Annotated in this window: 16 protein-coding genes and 1 pseudogene; 2 read left to right on the top strand and 15 right to left on the bottom strand. The window is 59.3% G+C overall.

The features are described 5' to 3' along the window. Positions 1-74 precede the first annotated feature (74 nt). Complete coding sequence (locus QA644_RS34650) at positions 75-953, bottom strand: hypothetical protein (protein WP_283074153.1); 879 nt, start codon at positions 951-953, stop codon at positions 75-77. A gap of 537 nt (positions 954-1,490) precedes the next feature. Further along, a pseudogene (locus QA644_RS34645) lies at positions 1,491-1,583 on the bottom strand (transposase); the annotation flags it as partial. 482 nt (positions 1,584-2,065) lie between these two features. On the opposite strand from QA644_RS34645, the gene QA644_RS34640 reads away from it, so the two are divergent. Further along, a complete protein-coding gene (locus QA644_RS34640; protein ID WP_074070734.1) occupies positions 2,066-2,362 on the top strand; it encodes a hypothetical protein in 297 nt (98 codons plus the stop codon). A 386-nt stretch (positions 2,363-2,748) separates the two neighbouring features. Here the strand turns inward: QA644_RS34640 and QA644_RS34635 are convergent, their stop codons facing one another. The 13 genes from QA644_RS34635 to QA644_RS34575 form a co-directional block, all read right to left on the bottom strand. Beyond that, positions 2,749-3,765, bottom strand: coding sequence for an AraC family transcriptional regulator (locus QA644_RS34635; RefSeq protein WP_283074152.1), 1,017 nt, complete (start codon positions 3,763-3,765; stop codon positions 2,749-2,751). Between the two features lie 671 nt (positions 3,766-4,436). Further along, positions 4,437-4,997: an FMN reductase gene (gene msuE, locus QA644_RS34630; protein WP_283074151.1), complete on the bottom strand. Its 561-nt coding sequence runs from the start codon at positions 4,995-4,997 to the stop codon at positions 4,437-4,439. Positions 4,998-5,114: 117 nt separating this feature from the next. Continuing rightward, positions 5,115-5,711 (bottom strand): DsbA family protein, encoded by a 597-nt coding sequence (locus QA644_RS34625; protein WP_283074150.1) that lies wholly within the window; start codon positions 5,709-5,711, stop codon positions 5,115-5,117. 61 nt (positions 5,712-5,772) lie between these two features. Beyond that, on the bottom strand, positions 5,773-6,807 hold the full coding sequence (locus QA644_RS34620; protein ID WP_283074149.1) for an LLM class flavin-dependent oxidoreductase: 1,035 nt from the start codon (positions 6,805-6,807) through the stop codon (positions 5,773-5,775). A 17-nt stretch (positions 6,808-6,824) separates the two neighbouring features. Next, a complete protein-coding gene (locus tag QA644_RS34615) occupies positions 6,825-7,763 on the bottom strand; it encodes an ABC transporter substrate-binding protein (RefSeq protein ID WP_283074148.1) in 939 nt (312 codons plus the stop codon). A gap of 70 nt (positions 7,764-7,833) precedes the next feature. Further along, positions 7,834-8,778 (bottom strand): ABC transporter substrate-binding protein, encoded by a 945-nt coding sequence (locus QA644_RS34610; protein WP_283074147.1) that lies wholly within the window; start codon positions 8,776-8,778, stop codon positions 7,834-7,836. A gap of 92 nt (positions 8,779-8,870) precedes the next feature. After that, on the bottom strand, positions 8,871-10,646 hold the full coding sequence (locus tag QA644_RS34605) for an amino acid ABC transporter permease/ATP-binding protein (RefSeq protein WP_283074146.1): 1,776 nt from the start codon (positions 10,644-10,646) through the stop codon (positions 8,871-8,873). Between the two features lie 35 nt (positions 10,647-10,681). After that, positions 10,682-11,233 (bottom strand): GNAT family N-acetyltransferase, encoded by a 552-nt coding sequence (locus tag QA644_RS34600; RefSeq protein ID WP_283074145.1) that lies wholly within the window; start codon positions 11,231-11,233, stop codon positions 10,682-10,684. An 8-nt stretch (positions 11,234-11,241) separates the two neighbouring features. Then, on the bottom strand, positions 11,242-12,438 hold the full coding sequence (locus QA644_RS34595; RefSeq protein WP_283074144.1) for a M20 aminoacylase family protein: 1,197 nt from the start codon (positions 12,436-12,438) through the stop codon (positions 11,242-11,244). A gap of 17 nt (positions 12,439-12,455) precedes the next feature. Further along, a complete protein-coding gene (locus QA644_RS34590) occupies positions 12,456-13,805 on the bottom strand; it encodes an LLM class flavin-dependent oxidoreductase (protein ID WP_283074143.1) in 1,350 nt (449 codons plus the stop codon). A gap of 22 nt (positions 13,806-13,827) precedes the next feature. After that, positions 13,828-14,820, bottom strand: coding sequence for an MsnO8 family LLM class oxidoreductase (locus QA644_RS34585; protein WP_283074142.1), 993 nt, complete (start codon positions 14,818-14,820; stop codon positions 13,828-13,830). Positions 14,821-14,881: 61 nt separating this feature from the next. Further along, the gene (locus QA644_RS34580) at positions 14,882-15,148 is read right to left on the bottom strand and encodes a hypothetical protein (RefSeq protein ID WP_283074141.1); all 267 of its coding nucleotides are present in this window, start codon (positions 15,146-15,148) and stop codon (positions 14,882-14,884) included. Next, positions 15,117-15,359, bottom strand: coding sequence for a hypothetical protein (locus tag QA644_RS34575; RefSeq protein ID WP_283074140.1), 243 nt, complete (start codon positions 15,357-15,359; stop codon positions 15,117-15,119). Before QA644_RS34575 ends, QA644_RS34580 begins: the two co-directional genes overlap by 32 nt. Positions 15,360-15,453: 94 nt before the next feature. On the opposite strand from QA644_RS34575, the gene QA644_RS34570 reads away from it, so the two are divergent. Next, positions 15,454-16,296: a calcium-binding protein gene (locus QA644_RS34570; RefSeq protein ID WP_283074139.1), complete on the top strand. Its 843-nt coding sequence runs from the start codon at positions 15,454-15,456 to the stop codon at positions 16,294-16,296. Positions 16,297-16,416 lie beyond the last annotated feature (120 nt).

Genomic DNA, 16,416 nt, shown 5'->3' with positions numbered 1-16,416 from the left:
AATAAGCTGTGGCTGTTCGTCACACTCACAAAGCAGCACCGCTGACATGCCCAATAGTGCAAGTCTCTTGAGGACTAATCTTCATGCTGTAAAAACTCAAATCGTACTCGGAATTGTTGCTCTTCTCCTGGGGCAAGATTGACATTATATTCCCGCTCGTCAAATGGAATGCGTCGGTCCTCTATGTCACCGTGGCCCGTACATGGTTCTAACGCCAGAAAATCCTGCTGTGGAAGAGACCATACAACCCAGTGACGTGCGTCTGGCGCGTCAATTCTGATTGTGGCCTTCTCTCCAACGAGCGACAGCCTTTTACTGTTCGCGTTCAAAAAACAGAGGGCCTCATTCTGGAAAAGGCTTTCATTTAGATGAAGGCAACGTCCGTGGAATGAAAGTTTCCGTTGATTACCTCGAATTAGCCCTTGGGAAGATATGCACGGGACGAGAGCGGATTCCGATTTCTCGAATTGCAGCCGCCAACTGTCTTTGTGCGGAGACAGTAACGGCCATCTAAATCCGGGATGTATGCCGATGGAATAGGGCAAGAAAGCACTAAAGGACTTGTTTGTTACGGAGATCTCAATGTTCAGTTGACTATCTACAATTTTATACGAAATCCTGAAAAGGAAATAAAATGGAAACATTGTTTTCGTGAATTCATTGTCAGATGCTTCTAGTGTTACCTCACTTTCTGAGTTGGAAACCACGTCAAATTCCTGCATGCTGATAAAGCCGTGAACAGGCATCGGATAATATTGCCCTTTTATTTCGACAAGCGAAGACTCACTCCATCCGCATGAAGGAAACATCAGGGGACAAGTTTGGTTCCAACCTGGGGAGCCTCGCGGCCAAAGGAGGTCGTTTGCACCGACCTGCCACCCAATTAGCTCTGCTCCTTTTCGGTTGACAGTTGCCTGTGCAATACCGGAACGAATAACGACAGCATCATGCATGAAATGTTGTTACCATAGAACCTTCGGAAGCGGCAGTCAGGGTCTTTGCCGTCTGCAATCGTCGCGCGACCGGATTAAACAACCTCTGGATCGGCATCACGATGGCCAGTGGACACTTTGACTGGGCGTCATGAACAGGTTCACGGGAGTTTCTCGATGACCTAAGCATTATTCGTGCCAAGAAGAACCTCTTATAAATACAATGGCGGTTGGTCGAAACCGATATGTCGCATGCCTAACATTCGTCGAGCATTGGACATGGCGTTTGGTCGCCGCGCCCTCCGACGAAAAGCCCCGGCTGACCAGCGCGCCACGGCTGGCAGGCTGATGAGCGGATCATCGCTCATCTGGCTGATAGTTTCCAGTGTCATGTAGCGGGCCCGCTGCACGACCCCACTTGGTGGCATGGACCGCTCCCTTCCCCTCAGCGAAGATGGCTGAGGTCTTTTTGCAGAAGGAACGTTTCCATACCTGTTGTCGTCGTGGTCTTGATCTCGCAAGACAGTCTTCCAAGCTCAGCGTTGATGACGCCAGTCAAACCGTTCTACGGTGCGAGTAGCCGCCGTAGGCATCGACCTGGATCGTGCCGTTGAAGCCGTCGAGGATTTCTGCGACATATTCGCCTCTACGCCTCCATGCGTCGGCACTTCGGCTAGCGGTGGTTGTTTGTCCTGCTCAAACGGGAGTGAAGCTGTCCGGGGCGAACCGCATACACCGCCAACACATTCCGGCCGCACTCGTCAGTCGGATACCACCAGGCCGGTCTGAAACGCGCATCCGCGAGATTTGTGAGACCCGTGCGCGTTTATGCTATCGTCGCGTACATGTGCAACTGGAGCGCGAGGGATGGGGCACAACATCAAGCGACGTGAGTATGCCAGCGGGGCTGGGTGTCTATCCTTGCAATCAGCCGGGAAGATCGCGCCTGATCAACAAGAATGTTGAACATCGATTGCGAATCAATGAACCTATCCGCGGGGTACGTGAATCCTCGTGCACCAAGTGTGCGGAGGAGCCCGATCAGGAGACGGCGCACTGCCCACATATGTGCAAACGCGGTTTGCGCCATCATGAATGTCGCCTTTGGATTGACGGCGCGGAAAGGATGCTACATGCGTGCGCCATCAGGTGCTGTTGCGGGACTTTGCTCTGCCTCCGCCACCATGTTCGCAGTGGGAATGGCGTTCCTTGGCTACTGGGGTTTGTATGAGCCCGGCGGCTGGCGCAGCGCCGATTTGGTCATTGTGATTTTGGCGCTCGTCGGATTTGCAGCGCTTGGCTCGGTGCCCTGGATTGTGACAACCCCCGTTGTAGATGACGGCGAGGAGAAGGTCATAGCCGCCAGGCGAGCGTTGGCGTTGGGAGTCGTCCTGATCTGGCTGTCCGTTCTCGTCTCAGTATTCACCTAGTCTAGTGTTCTGGAATTAACAGAAGGATTCCCTATAGGCGAGTCTGGATCCATGGAGAGGGACAAGAGGTTGTTGCTGTCGCCTGAGGATTGGGTGCGGCTGGAAGGTGGGTGGCGGACCTGAACACGCCGCAGAAGCTGGTTTGGCGGGCGCGGAGATGTGGGCGGACGCTATCTCGCTTGCGAAGTTCCTCCGTGAAGCGGACAACAAATTGGCCGATCAAATGAAGGGCTGAACGCGACGGATGCTAACGAGGAGAAAGTCAGGCGCACCAATAGCGATCATCCGCCGCGCAGAGGCTTATCTAATATCTACGGCATGGCCGTCTTCCGATTCGCGCAAACTGGGCCTGTTTGCCTGGTGAGCGCCTTCGTCAATCCGCTTTGTCAGGAGGACCTACGAGGATATGATCCGCAGACGCGTCTCCTTGTTTCGGACGGATTTTCTCCATAGTATGCCCTATAAACTGCGGAGAACCTCCCGAACTGAAAGAATCCCCATTTCAGGCAGATTTCTTTCAAAAGCATATGGTTCTCAGGGTCGAGCAGGTCCTCCCGTGCTGCCCGTAACCGAAGCATCTGTAGATACGCTGCAGGCGTTGTGTCCTTGAATCCACGAAAACCCGCTTCGAGTGCTCTGGTGGAAACACCCGCTGCATCTGCCACCATTGGCATTGTAATCGGCTGGTTGATATTGGCGCACATGAACTCGATCCCGCGGCGGACATGTCCGGGAGCAATCATGCAAGGCTTCTTATCCAGCAGATGCGATAATCGATGAGGTACCATCCGTATCACGACATCGGCTAGCGCCTGCGTAATATGAGCCATGGCTATGGGAGACTGACAGAGGGGACCATTATCGCGTATTCCGTCTATGATCGCTTCTGTGAGATTGCCGATTGTTCGACCAACTGGTGTTGACAGATCTAGTTCGGGCGACAGGTCGAGCGAGCCTCTAAACGGCACATCGAAAGTTTCGCCAATGGTCCGTTGGATCAATGGCCAATTAAGCACCAGCTCATCTATTAGATTGGATTGCCCATGCATTGAGATGCTGTCAGGCTCAAAATTCCTGTAAAGAAGCAATTCTCCTTGTCGGGCCTCGGCCATGCGCGAACCATACGCAACCGCCATGCCACCTCTGCGCGGCACCACGATCGATAGATGCTCTGTTGCCTCGGAACACCACTGAGCGCGGAACTGAAACCCTTCATTATGGTAACCCGTAATCAATGCTGCGCTTTCAGAGGCCGTAAGATCGAGCCCCCAACGGAAGTCTTGAGAACGACCGACGAGATTGGCGTCGAATGTGCCGAAAACCTCTCCGAGGGTTTCGATCATGCTGTCGAACGTTGAGCCACGATATCGAAAAACGGCATCACCGGGGCTTTTTTCCGTCATGTATTCTCCAGGTTCATTGTTGCCGCTTTATCGCTCCTTCAATGGCCGAGGACCTGACCGAGAGATGTGCGTGTGCATTCCGATTGCGGCGCGCTGTCGATAGTGCCGGGATGTGCGCCCAGGACACCTGATTGCCGCTGAAGAGCCACCTTGACAAGAGTTTCTTGCAGCCGACAAAAAAACATTGTCAATTTTGCGGTGAAGCGCGGCTCAAACTGGGGACGTGTGTCGAGTTGCCGACGATCGAGAGCGCCTTTTCCGGATCCACATAAGGATCCTCGAACGGGCCCTGTCGAGCTTCTGGATCAAATCCGGATCGCGGATTGATCGAGGCGCTGTTCGCTATGCGTCCCGAGGCCGCTTCGCGGCGATCTCCTCGGCCACGGCCTTCGCCTGCACCCGAATGTCAGGGGCGGCCGTAATTTCCCAGAATTGTCCCGCCGTCAAGGCGCCAATCAAGCTTCATGCGAACCCCCTGTCAAGGACCGATATTCTTCGGCTAGGAAATCAGCGAATGACGTCGCGCATTGGCAAGAAGATCGCGAAGCGATGCGGTTGGTCCGTACAGCATCAGGAGGCGATTCTCCTCGCGTTTGGCGAGGCGATATCGTCGTGCGAATTCCACAACTGCTCGCTCACCGCATCGTCGCCTCGAACCACGGCGACGAGCGTTACTCGGCCGCCGCCAGCGCCGGGTTTGCGTCCGGAAAGAAGGCCGCCAATTCGCCGATCACTTCGTTGATGCGGCTCAAAAGCGGATCGGATGAGACCGCATAGTCTGCAAAATCGCGATCGGACGCATAAATGGCGGTCGGAAGCGTATGGGACATGAAAAAACCGAACAGCGGCCGAAGCTGATGCTCGACCATCAACGCATGCCGGTCACCGCCGCCCGTCGCCGTGATGATGATCGGCTTGCCCCGAAGCTCGTGCGGGTCGATCAGATCGATGAGGTGTTTGAAATGACCGGGATACGAGCCCTTGTAGGTCGGCGAGCCGATGATCAGGGCATCGGCCTGCACGATCTCTTCGATGACACGTCTGGCCTGCTCGTCGAGATCCCTGCGCCACAAGGCCCCACCCAGCGACGGTCCGATATCGTTCAGATCATAGGTCCTGCTCATAAAGCTGTATCGAAAGCTTGCGCGTTCGGCGACATGCCGGACAAGTGCCAGTGTCTTGGATGGACGGTTGAAGCTGCCAGCGATGCCGACGAGTTTGAAACCTGACATGGGGTTTTTCCTCTCCTTGGATTGCCCCAACTATTGTTAACAAAATTACTAGATTAAAGGAATGGGCGTCTGACCTTGCTCGCGTCGTTGAAAAAACATTCGTCTTGATGATCCAAGCTAAGGCCTATCGCCTCGAAGATGACGTTCGAGGAAAGGCAAACTGTCCTGTCCCCAGTAGATTTCGCCATCGTAGACATAGGTGGGAAACCCGAAGACGCCGCTGTCGCGCGCATGCACGCGGTCCGCCGACCACTTGTTCTGGACGTCGTCGTCGGCTTGGCGCCGGAGAAGTGCCGCGCCATCGAAACCTGCAGCGGTGACGATCGCTTCGCGCACATCGGGCTTGCCGATATCCCTGGCCGCGACCCAGAAGGCATGCTGCAGAGCCCGGGCAGCGCCGATCCAGTCCTGTCCGTCGAGATAGGCCGCAATCACGAAGAGGGAGGCCGGCGTCGGATCGCTCAGCTCAGGGCGATGTTCGAGCTGCAGTTCCTTCCCGCGCACGCGCGCCCAGCGTTTGAGATCCCGCGTCCAGTAAGCGCGGCGGATCTCCGGCCGGTTGCGCGAGAAGATCCCGCCATTTTCCTCGACCACCGTCGTCAGATAGGGCGTGATGACGACGTCGTTCTTCGCCGCAAGTTCGACGAAGGCATCGAAGCCGATGTAGGACCAGGGCGAGCCGATCGAAAAGTAATATTCCACCGATTTTGTCACTGATGAATGTTCCTCGTAAGGTGATTGTTCTGGTGTCGAGTGGCCGTTGCCCGACGGTATTTCAGGAAGCGGCCCGAATTTCGGGCTGTGCCTTCCATCCGAGCTCCGGCGCGATGAGCGTCACGAAGTCGTGGAGAATCTGGCGATATTCCTCGTGCTCGAACTCGTAAGGAAGCTCCAGCCTCAGCTCGCTGACCTCGGGCAGGATCGGATCGGCGAAAAGCTGCTCCAGTATTTCGTCCGACGTGCCGACGACATCGCTAGCGAACAAGGTGCGCCGCTCGCCCTGCGGCGAAAGCGTTCGCTCATAGCGGCCATCGGCATAGTCTCGATATCGGCGGCGCGTTGCCGCATCGGCGCTGTCGAAAGGTACGATGACGCGGCCCAGCGCGACGCGGCGGTGCGTGTCAGCAGTGCGATAGGTTTCGATCAGCCGCGATTGGGCGATGAAGAAATCGTCGGTCCCCTCCCCCGTAATCACATTCCCGGTCAACAGGTTGAAGCCGTTGCGGCCCGCCCAGCCGGCCGAGCGCTGCGACCCGCCGCCATACCAGATCCGGTCGATCAGGCCCTTGGCATAAGGTTGCAGGCGCGGCCGTTGCGGGCCGAAGGGCGTCTTGATGAAGGTCTCGTCGTCTCCGAGATAAGCCCCGCGCAGATTGTCGGCAAAGCGCAGCACACGATCATGCGAGAAATCGTAGCTCGTCAAGTCGCCGTCAAAGGCGAGCGGGCCAATCAGTTCGGCATGCACCGGCCGGCTGGCGCTGACGCCGATATTCAGCCGTCCGCGTGAGAGGATATCGACCGTCGCAAGGTCTTCGGCCAACCGATACGGGCTTTCATAACCGATCGGAATGACCGCCGTTCCAATCTCAATCCGGCTGGTGCGCTGGGTGGCCGCCGCCAGAAAGGCGCTGGCGGACGAGATCCCCGGCTCCAAGTGCCGCTGGCGGACCCAGGCGCTGTCGAAGCCGAGTGCCTCACCGTAGTGCAACTGTTGAAGCGTCTGTTCCAATCCCGACAAGGGATCATCATCGGAATAATTGCCGGGAGTGAGGAAGCCGATATGGCTGATGGATATATTGCGGCCGCTCATGTCGTGCTTTCCGATGATCAATATTTCGGCAGACCGGGCGGATTGGTCTCGGATGCGGGCAAGGCTTCCTCGGAAAGATGCCAATGATCGAGTATCCCCGCATAGGTGCCGTCCTTGATCAGACCATTGGTGGCGATGGTCAGCGCATCGGCGAGCCCGCTTCCCTTGCGGGTGGTGATCGCGACGTCCGATCGGTCCGGCCAGCCGGCACTCAGCGTGCCCACCCGCTTGATGTTCTTGTCGCGCGCCGCGATGAAGACGAGCTGCGCGTGCGGCTGGACGATGACATCGGCCCGACCGGAACGCAGAGCGAGAAGGCTCGCCGCCTCGTCATCGTAATATTGCAATTCGATCGGCTTCAGACCAGCGGCGACGTCCTCTTCGCTCCACTTGACCAGGATACGCTCCTGATTGGTGCCGGCGCCGACGATGATCCTCAGGCCCGCCGCATCCTTCGGCTCCTTGATCGACGTGATGGGACTATCGGATTTCACGAAGAAACCGTGCAGGCCCTGGCGATAGGTGGAGAAATCGAACTTCTCCTTGCGCTGCTCGGTCACGCCGACATTGGAGATGACGGCATCGTACTTGCCCGATGTGAGGCCGAGCGGCCAGTCGATCCAGGCGACCGGCACAATCTCCAGCGTCAGGCCGAGACCGTCGGCGATGGCATAGGCATAGTCAGGATCCGCGCCGACCACGGTTTTGGCGTCGGTGGCATAAGTCGCGAGCGGCGGGCCGCCAGGGCTGACGGCGATGGTGAACTTGCCTGGTGTGACGAACTTGAAATCCTCAGGGATCGCAGCGATCGCCGCATCGTTTCTGGCGGCATGAAGCCTATCCGGTTGCTGCCGGCTCAGGTCGAAATCATCGGCCGCATGGGCCGTCCCGAAGCCCGTCGAGGCTGCCGTCAGCGCCGCGAAGAAAAAGGTGCGGATATCAAGAAAGATGGCCACGTTCGATATATCTCCGTTTGCAGTAAAGGCAGGGACGGACCGGCTCGAACGGCCGGCCGTCCCATAAACATTACGAACCGCTCTTCGGCAGGCCGGGCGGATTGGTCTGGGCCTTGTCGATCGCCTCGGGGCCGAGATTCCAGGCGTCGAGGATCTTCTTGTAGGCGCCGCTGGCGATCAGGTCGTTGACGACATCGGTCAAGGGAGCCGCCAGACCGCTACCCTTGCGCGTGGTGACGGCGATTTCGGCGGTGATCGGCCAGCCGCCGCTGACGGTGCCTACAAGTTTGGTCTTGCCGTTGATTCCCGCCGCATAGGCCTGGGTGGCGTTGACACTGAAGACGGCGTCGGCCCTGCCGGACTGGACGGCGAGATCCTTGACCGCATCGTCGTCGTAATACTGCACTTCGATCGGCTTGAGACCGGCCGCAACGTTCCGTCGATCCCATTCCAGAAGGATCTTCTCCTGGTTGGTGCCGGCATCGGTGATGACCTTCAGACCGGCAATATCCTTCGGCTCCTTGATCGCCGTGATCGGATTGTCGGCCCTAACGTAGAAACCAAGCTCATCCTTGCGGTAGGTCGAGAAATCGAATTTTTCCTTGCGCTCTTCCGTGACCGTCACGTTTGAGATTACCGCATCGAACTTGCCGGAAGTGAGTCCGAGCGGCCAATCAGCCCAGGCGACGGAAACGAGGTTGAGCTTCAGGCCCAGGCTGTCGGCGATCGCCTGGGCGAGATCGACGTCATAACCGATAACCGTCTTGGAATCGGAGGCATAGTCGTGCAGCGGTAGATTACCGCTCGAGCTGATGCCGACGGTGAAGACACCGTTCTCGACGAACTTGAAGTCCTTGATTTCAACGATGCGCTTCTCGTTCTTTTCCACCCGCAGCCGGTTCGGCTGTTCGGGGCTAAGATCGAACTTCTGCTGCGCTTGAGCGGAACTGAACCCAATCGCGCCAATGGTGACAGCTCCCGCTATGAGAAGCCTTACTCTATCTGTAAATGCCATGCCCCTTCTCCATTTCGTCTTAAGGTTGTGATTGTTGTCATTCGACCGGAGCAGCCCGTCGCGGCCCGGCATTTCACCAGCGCTGTTCGGCGCTAGAGAACCTTGGCAAGGAATTCGCGCGTTCTAGGATGCTCCGCCTGCGTGAAGATCCGGGCCGGCGGACCGGCCTCCAGAATGCGGCCGCTTTCCATGAAGACGACGGTATCGGCGACTTCGCGGGCAAAACCGATTTCGTGCGTGACGATGACGAGCGTCGTGCCGGTGCGGGCGAGCTCCTTGATGACGTCGAGCACCTCGCCGACAAGTTCCGGATCGAGTGCGGAAGTCGGTTCGTCGAAGAGCAGCACCTTGGGGCGGAGCGCCAGCGCCCGGGCGATCGCGACGCGCTGCTGCTGGCCGCCGGAGAGCTGGCGCGGATAGGCATTGATCTTGTCGCTGAGACCGACGCGCGCCAGCAGTTCCTGCGCCAACTGCACGGCTTTCTCGCGGCCGACGCTACGGACCTGGACAGGCGCCTCGATGAGGTTTTCGAGCACGGTCAGATGCGGGAAGAGATTGAAGCTCTGGAAGACCATGCCGATATCGGCGCGGCGTTGGAGGATCTCTTTTTCCTTGAGCTCATAGAGCGTGTCGCCCTTCCTGCTGTAGCCGACGAAATCGCCGTCGACGGAGATGAAGCCCTCGTCGACACGCTCCAGATGATTGATTGATCGCAGCAGCGTCGACTTGCCCGAACCGGAGGGGCCAAGAATGGCGGTCACGCTGCCGGCCGGCAGGTTGAGCTCGACATCGTCAAGTACCTTCAGCGAGCCGAAGCTTTTCGAGATGCCCTGGATGCGCACAGCACCGCCTGCCCGCAGAGCCGTCGCATCATGGAAACCAAGATTGCGCACTTTGTCGGTCGCGCTCTCGAGAGCCGGCAGCGGACGGCGGAAGCGCTCCAGGAATGACTGGAAGGGCAGCGGTGTCGGATTGCGCACGGCGCCCTTGGAGAAATAGCGCTCGATATAGTGCTGGGCGACCGACAGCACGGTCATGATGATCAGATACCAGACCGTTGCGACCATCAGCAGCGGAATGACTTCGAGATTGCGGCGATAGATCACCTGGACCGTATAGAAGAGTTCCGGCAGCGCCAGCACATAGACGACGGACGTGCTTTTCGCCAATCCGATCAGTTCGTTGAAGCCGGTCGGCAGAATGGAGCGCATGGCCTGCGGCAGCACGATGCGGAAGGCCTGGCGGCGGCGTGGCAGGCCGAGTGCGGCTGCGGCCTCCAGCTGCCCATGATCCACCGACAGGATACCACCGCGGACGATCTCGGCGAAGAAGGCCGATTGGTTGAGCGTGAGGCCGAGATAGGCAGCGGCGAAGGGCGTCAGCAGCTGTACGGTGGGATAGTCGAACAAGACCTTATCGGTGAACGGGATGCCGATCCTGATCGTTTCATAGAGATAACCGAGATTGTTCAATATCAGGAGCAGCACGATCATCGGGATCGAGCGCAGCAGCCAGATATAGCCCCAGGAAAGGCCAGAAAGCAGCGGCGACCTGGAGACGCGGGCAAGCGCCAGGGCTGTTCCAAGGATGGAGCCCGATATGGCGGCAAGCGCGGTCAGGAGCAATGTCCTGCCGAGGCCGACGAGCACCGGCTCGGCGAAGAACCATTCGGCAAAGACACCCCAACCCCAGCGCGGATTGGTGAAGGTGGAATAGAGCACGGCGACGATGACGACAGCGGCGAATATCGTGCCCGCCAGCCGCTCGGGATGGCGCGCCGGCACGATGCGGTAACGGGAATGATCCTGCTTCGGTTCTGCCGTTCTGCTGCCGGGCTCAATGCCCGCGAAATCCGTCGTCAGTGCCATTTTGCTTCCCTTTTATGGTTATCGTCTCGTCGCTTTCAGAGATTTGCCCCGGCCACGCGCAGGCGCGGTCCGGCCGCCTCGGTTGCGAAAACCGGCGGAACGAGATGGCTAATGTCCTTCTCGAAGGGCAGGCTCTTGTAGATCTCGGGATCGGCTGATGTGTCGAAGAGAGGGGTGTAGCCATAATTCAGATAGAGGCCGACGGCCTCGGGCTGGCGGAAACCGGTCGTCAGATAGATCCTCGTATAACCTTGGCGGGCCGCTTGAGTTTCCAGCTCCACTAGCACCTTGCGGGCAAGGCCCTGGCGGCGCAGGTCCGTGCGTGTCCAGATGCGTTTGAACTCGGCCGTGCGATCGTCGTAATGTTTGAAGGCGCCGCCGCCGATGGTCTGGCCATTGCGGATCAGCAGGAGAAAATTGCCGTGAGGCGGCGCGAAAGCTTCGGGGGGATAGCGGTTCAATTCGGCTGCGGCGCCTTCGGCATTGAAATAGGTGCCGTAGCGGCTGTCATATTCGTGGATCAATTCATCGATGAGCGGCTTGGCGCGGGGATCGAGGGGGCTCGTATAGAGAAACGTATCGCTCATATCGTTCGTCACCCGTTGTCATCAGTGAGGAAGGTTTCGGCGAGCCGGACCCAATAGCGGGCGGCCGGCGCAATGATCGCGTCGTTGAAATCGTAGTGGGCGCTGTGGAGAGGCGCGCTGTCGCCATTGCCGACGAAAAAATAGCTGCCGGGGTTGGCCTGCAGCATGAAGGCGAAATCCTCGCTTGCGGTTCTCGGGCGGAAATCCTTCTCGATTGCAGCGAGACCGAGCGCGTCATAGGCGACGTCGCGGGCAAACGCAGTTTCCTTGGGATGATTGACCAGCGCCGGGAAACCCAGCCGGTAATTCACATCGGCCTCGGCGCCGAAGCTTTCGGCCTGGGCGCGGGCAAGGGCTGGAATGCGCTCCTGCAGTTGCTGGCGTACGTTCTCGCTGAAGGCGCGCATGGTCAGTTTCAGCTCCACGCTTTCCGGTATGACGTTCGAGGCGGAGCCGGCATGGATGGAGCCGACGGTGGCGACCGCCATCTCCTGCGGATCGACGTTGCGGGAGACGACGCTCTGCAGAGCAGTGATGAAGGAGGCCGAGGCCAGCACGGGATCGACGGCCCGATGTGGTTCGGCGCCATGGCCGCCCTTGCCGATGATCCTGATGATGGCCTGATCGACGGAGGCCATGGCGGGGCCGGCGACGAAGCCGAACTGCCCGGCAGGCACGCCCGGCCAATTGTGCAACCCGAAGACGGCATCGACGGGAAACCGTTCGAACAGGCCTTCCGAGATCATCTTGCGGGCGCCGGCGCCGATCTCCTCGGCGGGCTGGAAGATCAGCCTCAACGTGCCGCTGAAATTGCCGCTCTCGGCGAGATAGCGGGCAGCCGCCAGCAGGATCGCGGTATGCCCGTCATGGCCGCAGGCATGCATGACGCCGGGATTGCTGCTGGCATAGACAAGGTCGGACGCCTCCTCGATCGGCAGCCCGTCCATGTCCGCCCGGATGCCGATCCGCCTGCCTTCGCCGCGCCTCAGGGTGGCGACGATGCCGGTGCCGGCAATGCCCGTCGCCACCTCGTAGCCCCAGGAGGAAAGGCGGGATGCCACGAGCTTGCTGGTCCTGAGCTCCTGAAAGGCAAGCTCCGGATATTGATGCAGATCGTGGCGAAGCGCGATGATCTCGTCGAGATAGGCGGCGATGCCCTCTTCGACCGGATCGTTGCTGCGCGGGTTCTGAGCGATGCTGTCCATGGCGGTTCGCCGGCGCCTCAGGCGCCGACAGCCCTTCCCTGCTCGACTTGATCGGCGCTGGCCGCATACCGGCTTTCCCGGAAGGGCAGGCCCAGATGATCGCGCAGCGTCTCGCCCTTCAGGACCGGATCGAAATAGCCGCGCTCGGTGAGGATCGGCACGACGTGCTCGGCGAAGTCGTCGAAGCCTTCGGCGATGACGGGGAAGCCGAGAATGAAGCCGTCGGCGGCGCCATGATCCACCCAGCGGATGATCTCATCGGCAATATGCTCCGCCGTGCCGATGAAGGCGGTGCGGGGCGTCGCGGAATCGAGCGCGACCTGCCGAAGCGTCAGCCCCTTCTCGTGCGCTGTCCTCTTGATGCGGTCGGTGGTGGCGCGGAAATTATTCCTGCCGATATCGCCAATGTCAGGGAACGCCTCATCGAGCGGGTAGACGCTGAAATCATGGTGATCAAAGAAGCGGCCGAGATAGAGTAGCGCCTCCTCGATGGTGACGAGATTGCGGATCGCCTGGTACTTGGCTTCCGCTTCCTCGGACGTCTTCCCGACGATGGGGCCGATGCCGGGATAGATGCCGACTTCCGCCGCGGGGCGTCCCTGAGCGATGACACTGTCCTTGAGCTGTCGATAGAAGCCTTGAGCCTCCTCGAACGGTCCGCCATTGGTGAAGACGGCGTCGGCATGCTTGCCGGCAAGCCTGATGCCGGAATCCGAAGCGCCTGCCTGGAAGACGACGGGCTGGCCCTGCTTCGAACGGCCGATATTGAGCGGCCCTTCGATACGGAAGAAGCGGCCCTTATGGTTGAGGCGATGCATCTTCGCCTTGTCGACGAAAACGCCGGTCTCGCGATTGCGCACGAAAGCGTCATCGTCCCAGGAATCCCAGAGACCCTTGATCGCGTCGATATAGTCCTCGGCGATCTCGTAGCGCACCTCGTGCTCGGGATGTTCACGGCTGTAATTGCGTCCCGAACCCTCGAGCGGCGAGGTCACCGCATTCCACCCTGCCCTGCCGCCGCTGATCAGATCGATCGAGGCGAACTGGCGGGCAATGGTGAAGGGATCACTGTAGGAAGTCGAGACGGTGCCGACGAGGCCGATTTTCGAGGTCGAGGCCGCCAGCGCCGAGAGAATGGCAATCGGCTCAAACCGGTTGAGGAAATGCGGGATCGACTGCTCGTTGATATAAAGCCCGTCGGCGACGAAGGCGAAAGCGATGCCGGCCGCCTCCGCCTTGCGCGCCGTCTTGACGAAGAAGTCGAAATTGACGCTGGCATCGGCAGGGCCGCTCGGATGTTTCCAGGCATTCATGTGACCGCCGGGACCCTGCAGCATGATGCCGAACGTGACGTGTTTCTGAGCCATAAAACTATCCTCTTTGGAAGTGTCAGGCGACGAGGGAGAGCTGCTCCTTGGCGAGCAGCTCGATGGAGGCAAGGCGGTCAGCGGTTGAAAGCGCCGGCGTGTCGAGCACGAATTCCTTGACGCCGTAGCGGTGGTGAAGCTCGTCCAGTTCGTTGCGGATCTGCTTTGCAGTGCCGTGCAGCACGTTCGGCACCTTCTCCTCAATCCGGTAATCCGTGACACCGGCCTGCCGGGCGAATTCGGCCGCCTGCTCCTCGCTGCCGACATTGACGGTCTGGCCGTTCGGCAGGAACAGCTTGACGATGCGCAAGTCTCCGACACGCTCGCGGGCATAGTCCTCGCTTTCGGCGGCGAAAGCTGCGAGAGCCAGCAGGGGACGCTTGCCGCCCGAGGCCCGTTCATAGGCTTCGAAGGTCTGGCGCAGATTGTCGGGATCGCCATTCAGGTGGCCGGCGAAGACAAGGTTCCAGCCCTTCTCGGCCGCCAGTTCGGCGCTTTCGACGCTGGCGCCGAGCAGGAAACGATCGGGCGCCGTCGGCGGGAAAGGAGTCGCCCGCGCACCGTGGTAGTTCGGATCGGCGGCAAGATAGGTGTTGAGATCTGAAAGCTGGCTGGCAAAATCCGGCTTCCTCTCTGGGTCGAAGGCAAACTGCAGGGCGCACGTTGCGAACGGAAAACCGCCCGGCGCCTTGCCGACGCCGAGATCGACGCGTCCCGGGGCAAGCGATGCCAGAAGATTGAAGGTTTCGGCGACCTTGTAGGCGCTGTAGTGCTGCAGCATGACGCCGCCGGAGCCGACGCGGATCCTCGATGTCCTGGCGAGAAGATAGGCGATCAGCGCCTCCGGCGCTGAACTCGCCAGGTTGGACATGTTGTGATGTTCGGCGACCCAGAAGCGGTGATAACCGAGTTCCTCGGCCCGGGCGGCAATCTTCACCGTCGCCCGCAACGCATCCACAGCGGTGAGACCCTGTTCGATTGGGCTTTTGTCGAGAAGGCTGAGGAGGTAGGTCATGACACCACGATCCGCTCGCTGGTTGCAAATTATAGTCTATAAAATCAGTAGACAAACTTCCTTATAAGAAATGACATTCTCTTTCGACGGCGTTGCGTGAAAAAAGCGCCGCGCCCAAGATGCAAAATTGGATGCCGGAAAGCTGTAAGAACAGGTCAAGCCGATCAGCTATCTCTTCATCAGGCCTGTTGGCCGGTCGATCCGGCCGGCAGGGCTTCGATAGGTTGTTGAATAAGTCGGCATCATCGTAGCCATCGAGGCAGATTTGTCCGTTGATGATGCCGTCTGATTGGATTTCAGCCCAGCCGTCGCCTTGCGCTTCGTCCATTTCGTCTTGCCTTGCGAGGAAAAGGTGACGTGTTGCCGTCGCCCGCGCCGAAGATCTGCCCGGTGACGCAGCCGAAGGCGAATTCGCCGTGACCGTTGGCCGCGAACTCGATGTAAGCGGGCTCGATCATGTCGGGATAGTCCTCGACATAGTAGGGCATCGCGACGATGAGGCCAAAGTGCGCGGCGATCCATCCATGATGCGGATGCATTCGATCAATACAAACGATTATGCTGATTCACCGACGAAGGGTATTGAAGGCATCACACGGGCGTTTGGGCGGCTAGATCAAAAGGACCATTGCGATGGAAAATTTCAAGTTCTGGGAAAAGTTCTTCGAGGGCAGCGAGGAGCCCGATACCCTCGTCGGCAGCGATCGTGACGATCTGCTCTGGGATCACGGCGGCAATGACTGGATCGACGGTCGCGCGGGCACTGACCGAGCCTTCGGTGGCGCCGGGAATGACCGGGTGTTTGGCGGCCCGGGTAATGACCAGGTCTACGGCGAAGACGGCAGCGACGTTTTATACGGCGGCAATGATCGATACCACCCCCGCGTGGCCGGTCAGGACAATGACTATGTCCGCGGCGGTGGCGGCGATGATGTTCTGTTCATCGGTGACGGCAGGGATTGGCTAAGTGGTGACGGAGGCCGCGACACGTTCGTGTTCCAGTTCCATGACCCGATGCCCGGGCAGCATAACCCAATGCCCGGGCTTCCGAAACAGGGGCCCGACCCGGATATCACCACCATCGCGGATTTCGACCCGGAGCAGGATACTTTCGCCTTCGATGCGCCGGGGCTCTACAACGATGGCGTTGGCGCAAACTTCATCAACCACGCCAGCGTGCAGTCAGGTTACCCGGTGGACACCTTCTACAGCGGCGATGCCTCGCGTGCGAACGGCGAGCACGTCGTGGTTATCACCGACCGTAGTTTCGCCGATGGCTCTGCCGCCGCGAGCGCGATATCCAGCGAGAGCGCCGGCGACATCATCGTCTACCACAACTACAAGACCCACACGGCTGATCTCGCCTATGTCACCTCGGGAAATCACGTGGATGTGTTCGCTCACCTGTCTGCGGTGGACAGTGTGTCCAACCTTGCCAGTCTGCACCTGAGCGCTTCGGACTTCACCTTCGTCTGATTCCGCTTCTTGGTATGGTCCGCAGCGCCTAGTAGGGCGCAGCGTTTTCAGCTTGCCCGCGCGGCTCCGCTCGCAGCCCCAGCCCTCTGGAAGGTTTGCGGTCGGAGGCGCGCTCGCTCA

It is taken from the genome of Rhizobium sp. CC1099 (genome assembly GCF_029714385.1).
In the GTDB taxonomy this organism is placed as follows: Bacteria; Pseudomonadota; Alphaproteobacteria; order Rhizobiales; family Rhizobiaceae; genus Rhizobium.
Note: the sequence above shows the minus strand (reverse complement) of the source record. Positions and strands in the feature narration are given on the sequence as shown.

What these genes read in the sequence shown, in the direction of transcription:
- QA644_RS34590 (WP_283074143.1), bottom strand. Translation starts at nt 13,805, where the DNA reads ATGGCTCAGAAACACGTCACGTTCGGCATCATGCTGCAGGGTCCCGGC.
- QA644_RS34585 (WP_283074142.1), bottom strand. Translation starts at nt 14,820, where the DNA reads ATGACCTACCTCCTCAGCCTTCTCGACAAAAGCCCAATCGAACAGGGT.
- QA644_RS34620 (WP_283074149.1), bottom strand. Translation starts at nt 6,807, where the DNA reads ATGAGCGGCCGCAATATATCCATCAGCCATATCGGCTTCCTCACTCCC.
- msuE (WP_283074151.1), bottom strand. Translation starts at nt 4,997, where the DNA reads ATGTCAGGTTTCAAACTCGTCGGCATCGCTGGCAGCTTCAACCGTCCA.
- QA644_RS34570 (WP_283074139.1), top strand. Translation starts at nt 15,454, where the DNA reads ATGGAAAATTTCAAGTTCTGGGAAAAGTTCTTCGAGGGCAGCGAGGAG.
- QA644_RS34580 (WP_283074141.1), bottom strand. Translation starts at nt 15,148, where the DNA reads ATGGACGAAGCGCAAGGCGACGGCTGGGCTGAAATCCAATCAGACGGC.
- QA644_RS34595 (WP_283074144.1), bottom strand. Translation starts at nt 12,438, where the DNA reads ATGGACAGCATCGCTCAGAACCCGCGCAGCAACGATCCGGTCGAAGAG.
- QA644_RS34610 (WP_283074147.1), bottom strand. Translation starts at nt 8,778, where the DNA reads ATGGCATTTACAGATAGAGTAAGGCTTCTCATAGCGGGAGCTGTCACC.
- QA644_RS34640 (WP_074070734.1), top strand. Translation starts at nt 2,066, where the DNA reads ATGCGTGCGCCATCAGGTGCTGTTGCGGGACTTTGCTCTGCCTCCGCC.
- QA644_RS34575 (WP_283074140.1), bottom strand. Translation starts at nt 15,359, where the DNA reads ATGCATCCGCATCATGGATGGATCGCCGCGCACTTTGGCCTCATCGTC.
- QA644_RS34605 (WP_283074146.1), bottom strand. Translation starts at nt 10,646, where the DNA reads ATGGCACTGACGACGGATTTCGCGGGCATTGAGCCCGGCAGCAGAACG.
- QA644_RS34650 (WP_283074153.1), bottom strand. Translation starts at nt 953, where the DNA reads ATGCATGATGCTGTCGTTATTCGTTCCGGTATTGCACAGGCAACTGTC.
- QA644_RS34600 (WP_283074145.1), bottom strand. Translation starts at nt 11,233, where the DNA reads ATGAGCGATACGTTTCTCTATACGAGCCCCCTCGATCCCCGCGCCAAG.
- QA644_RS34635 (WP_283074152.1), bottom strand. Translation starts at nt 3,765, where the DNA reads ATGACGGAAAAAAGCCCCGGTGATGCCGTTTTTCGATATCGTGGCTCA.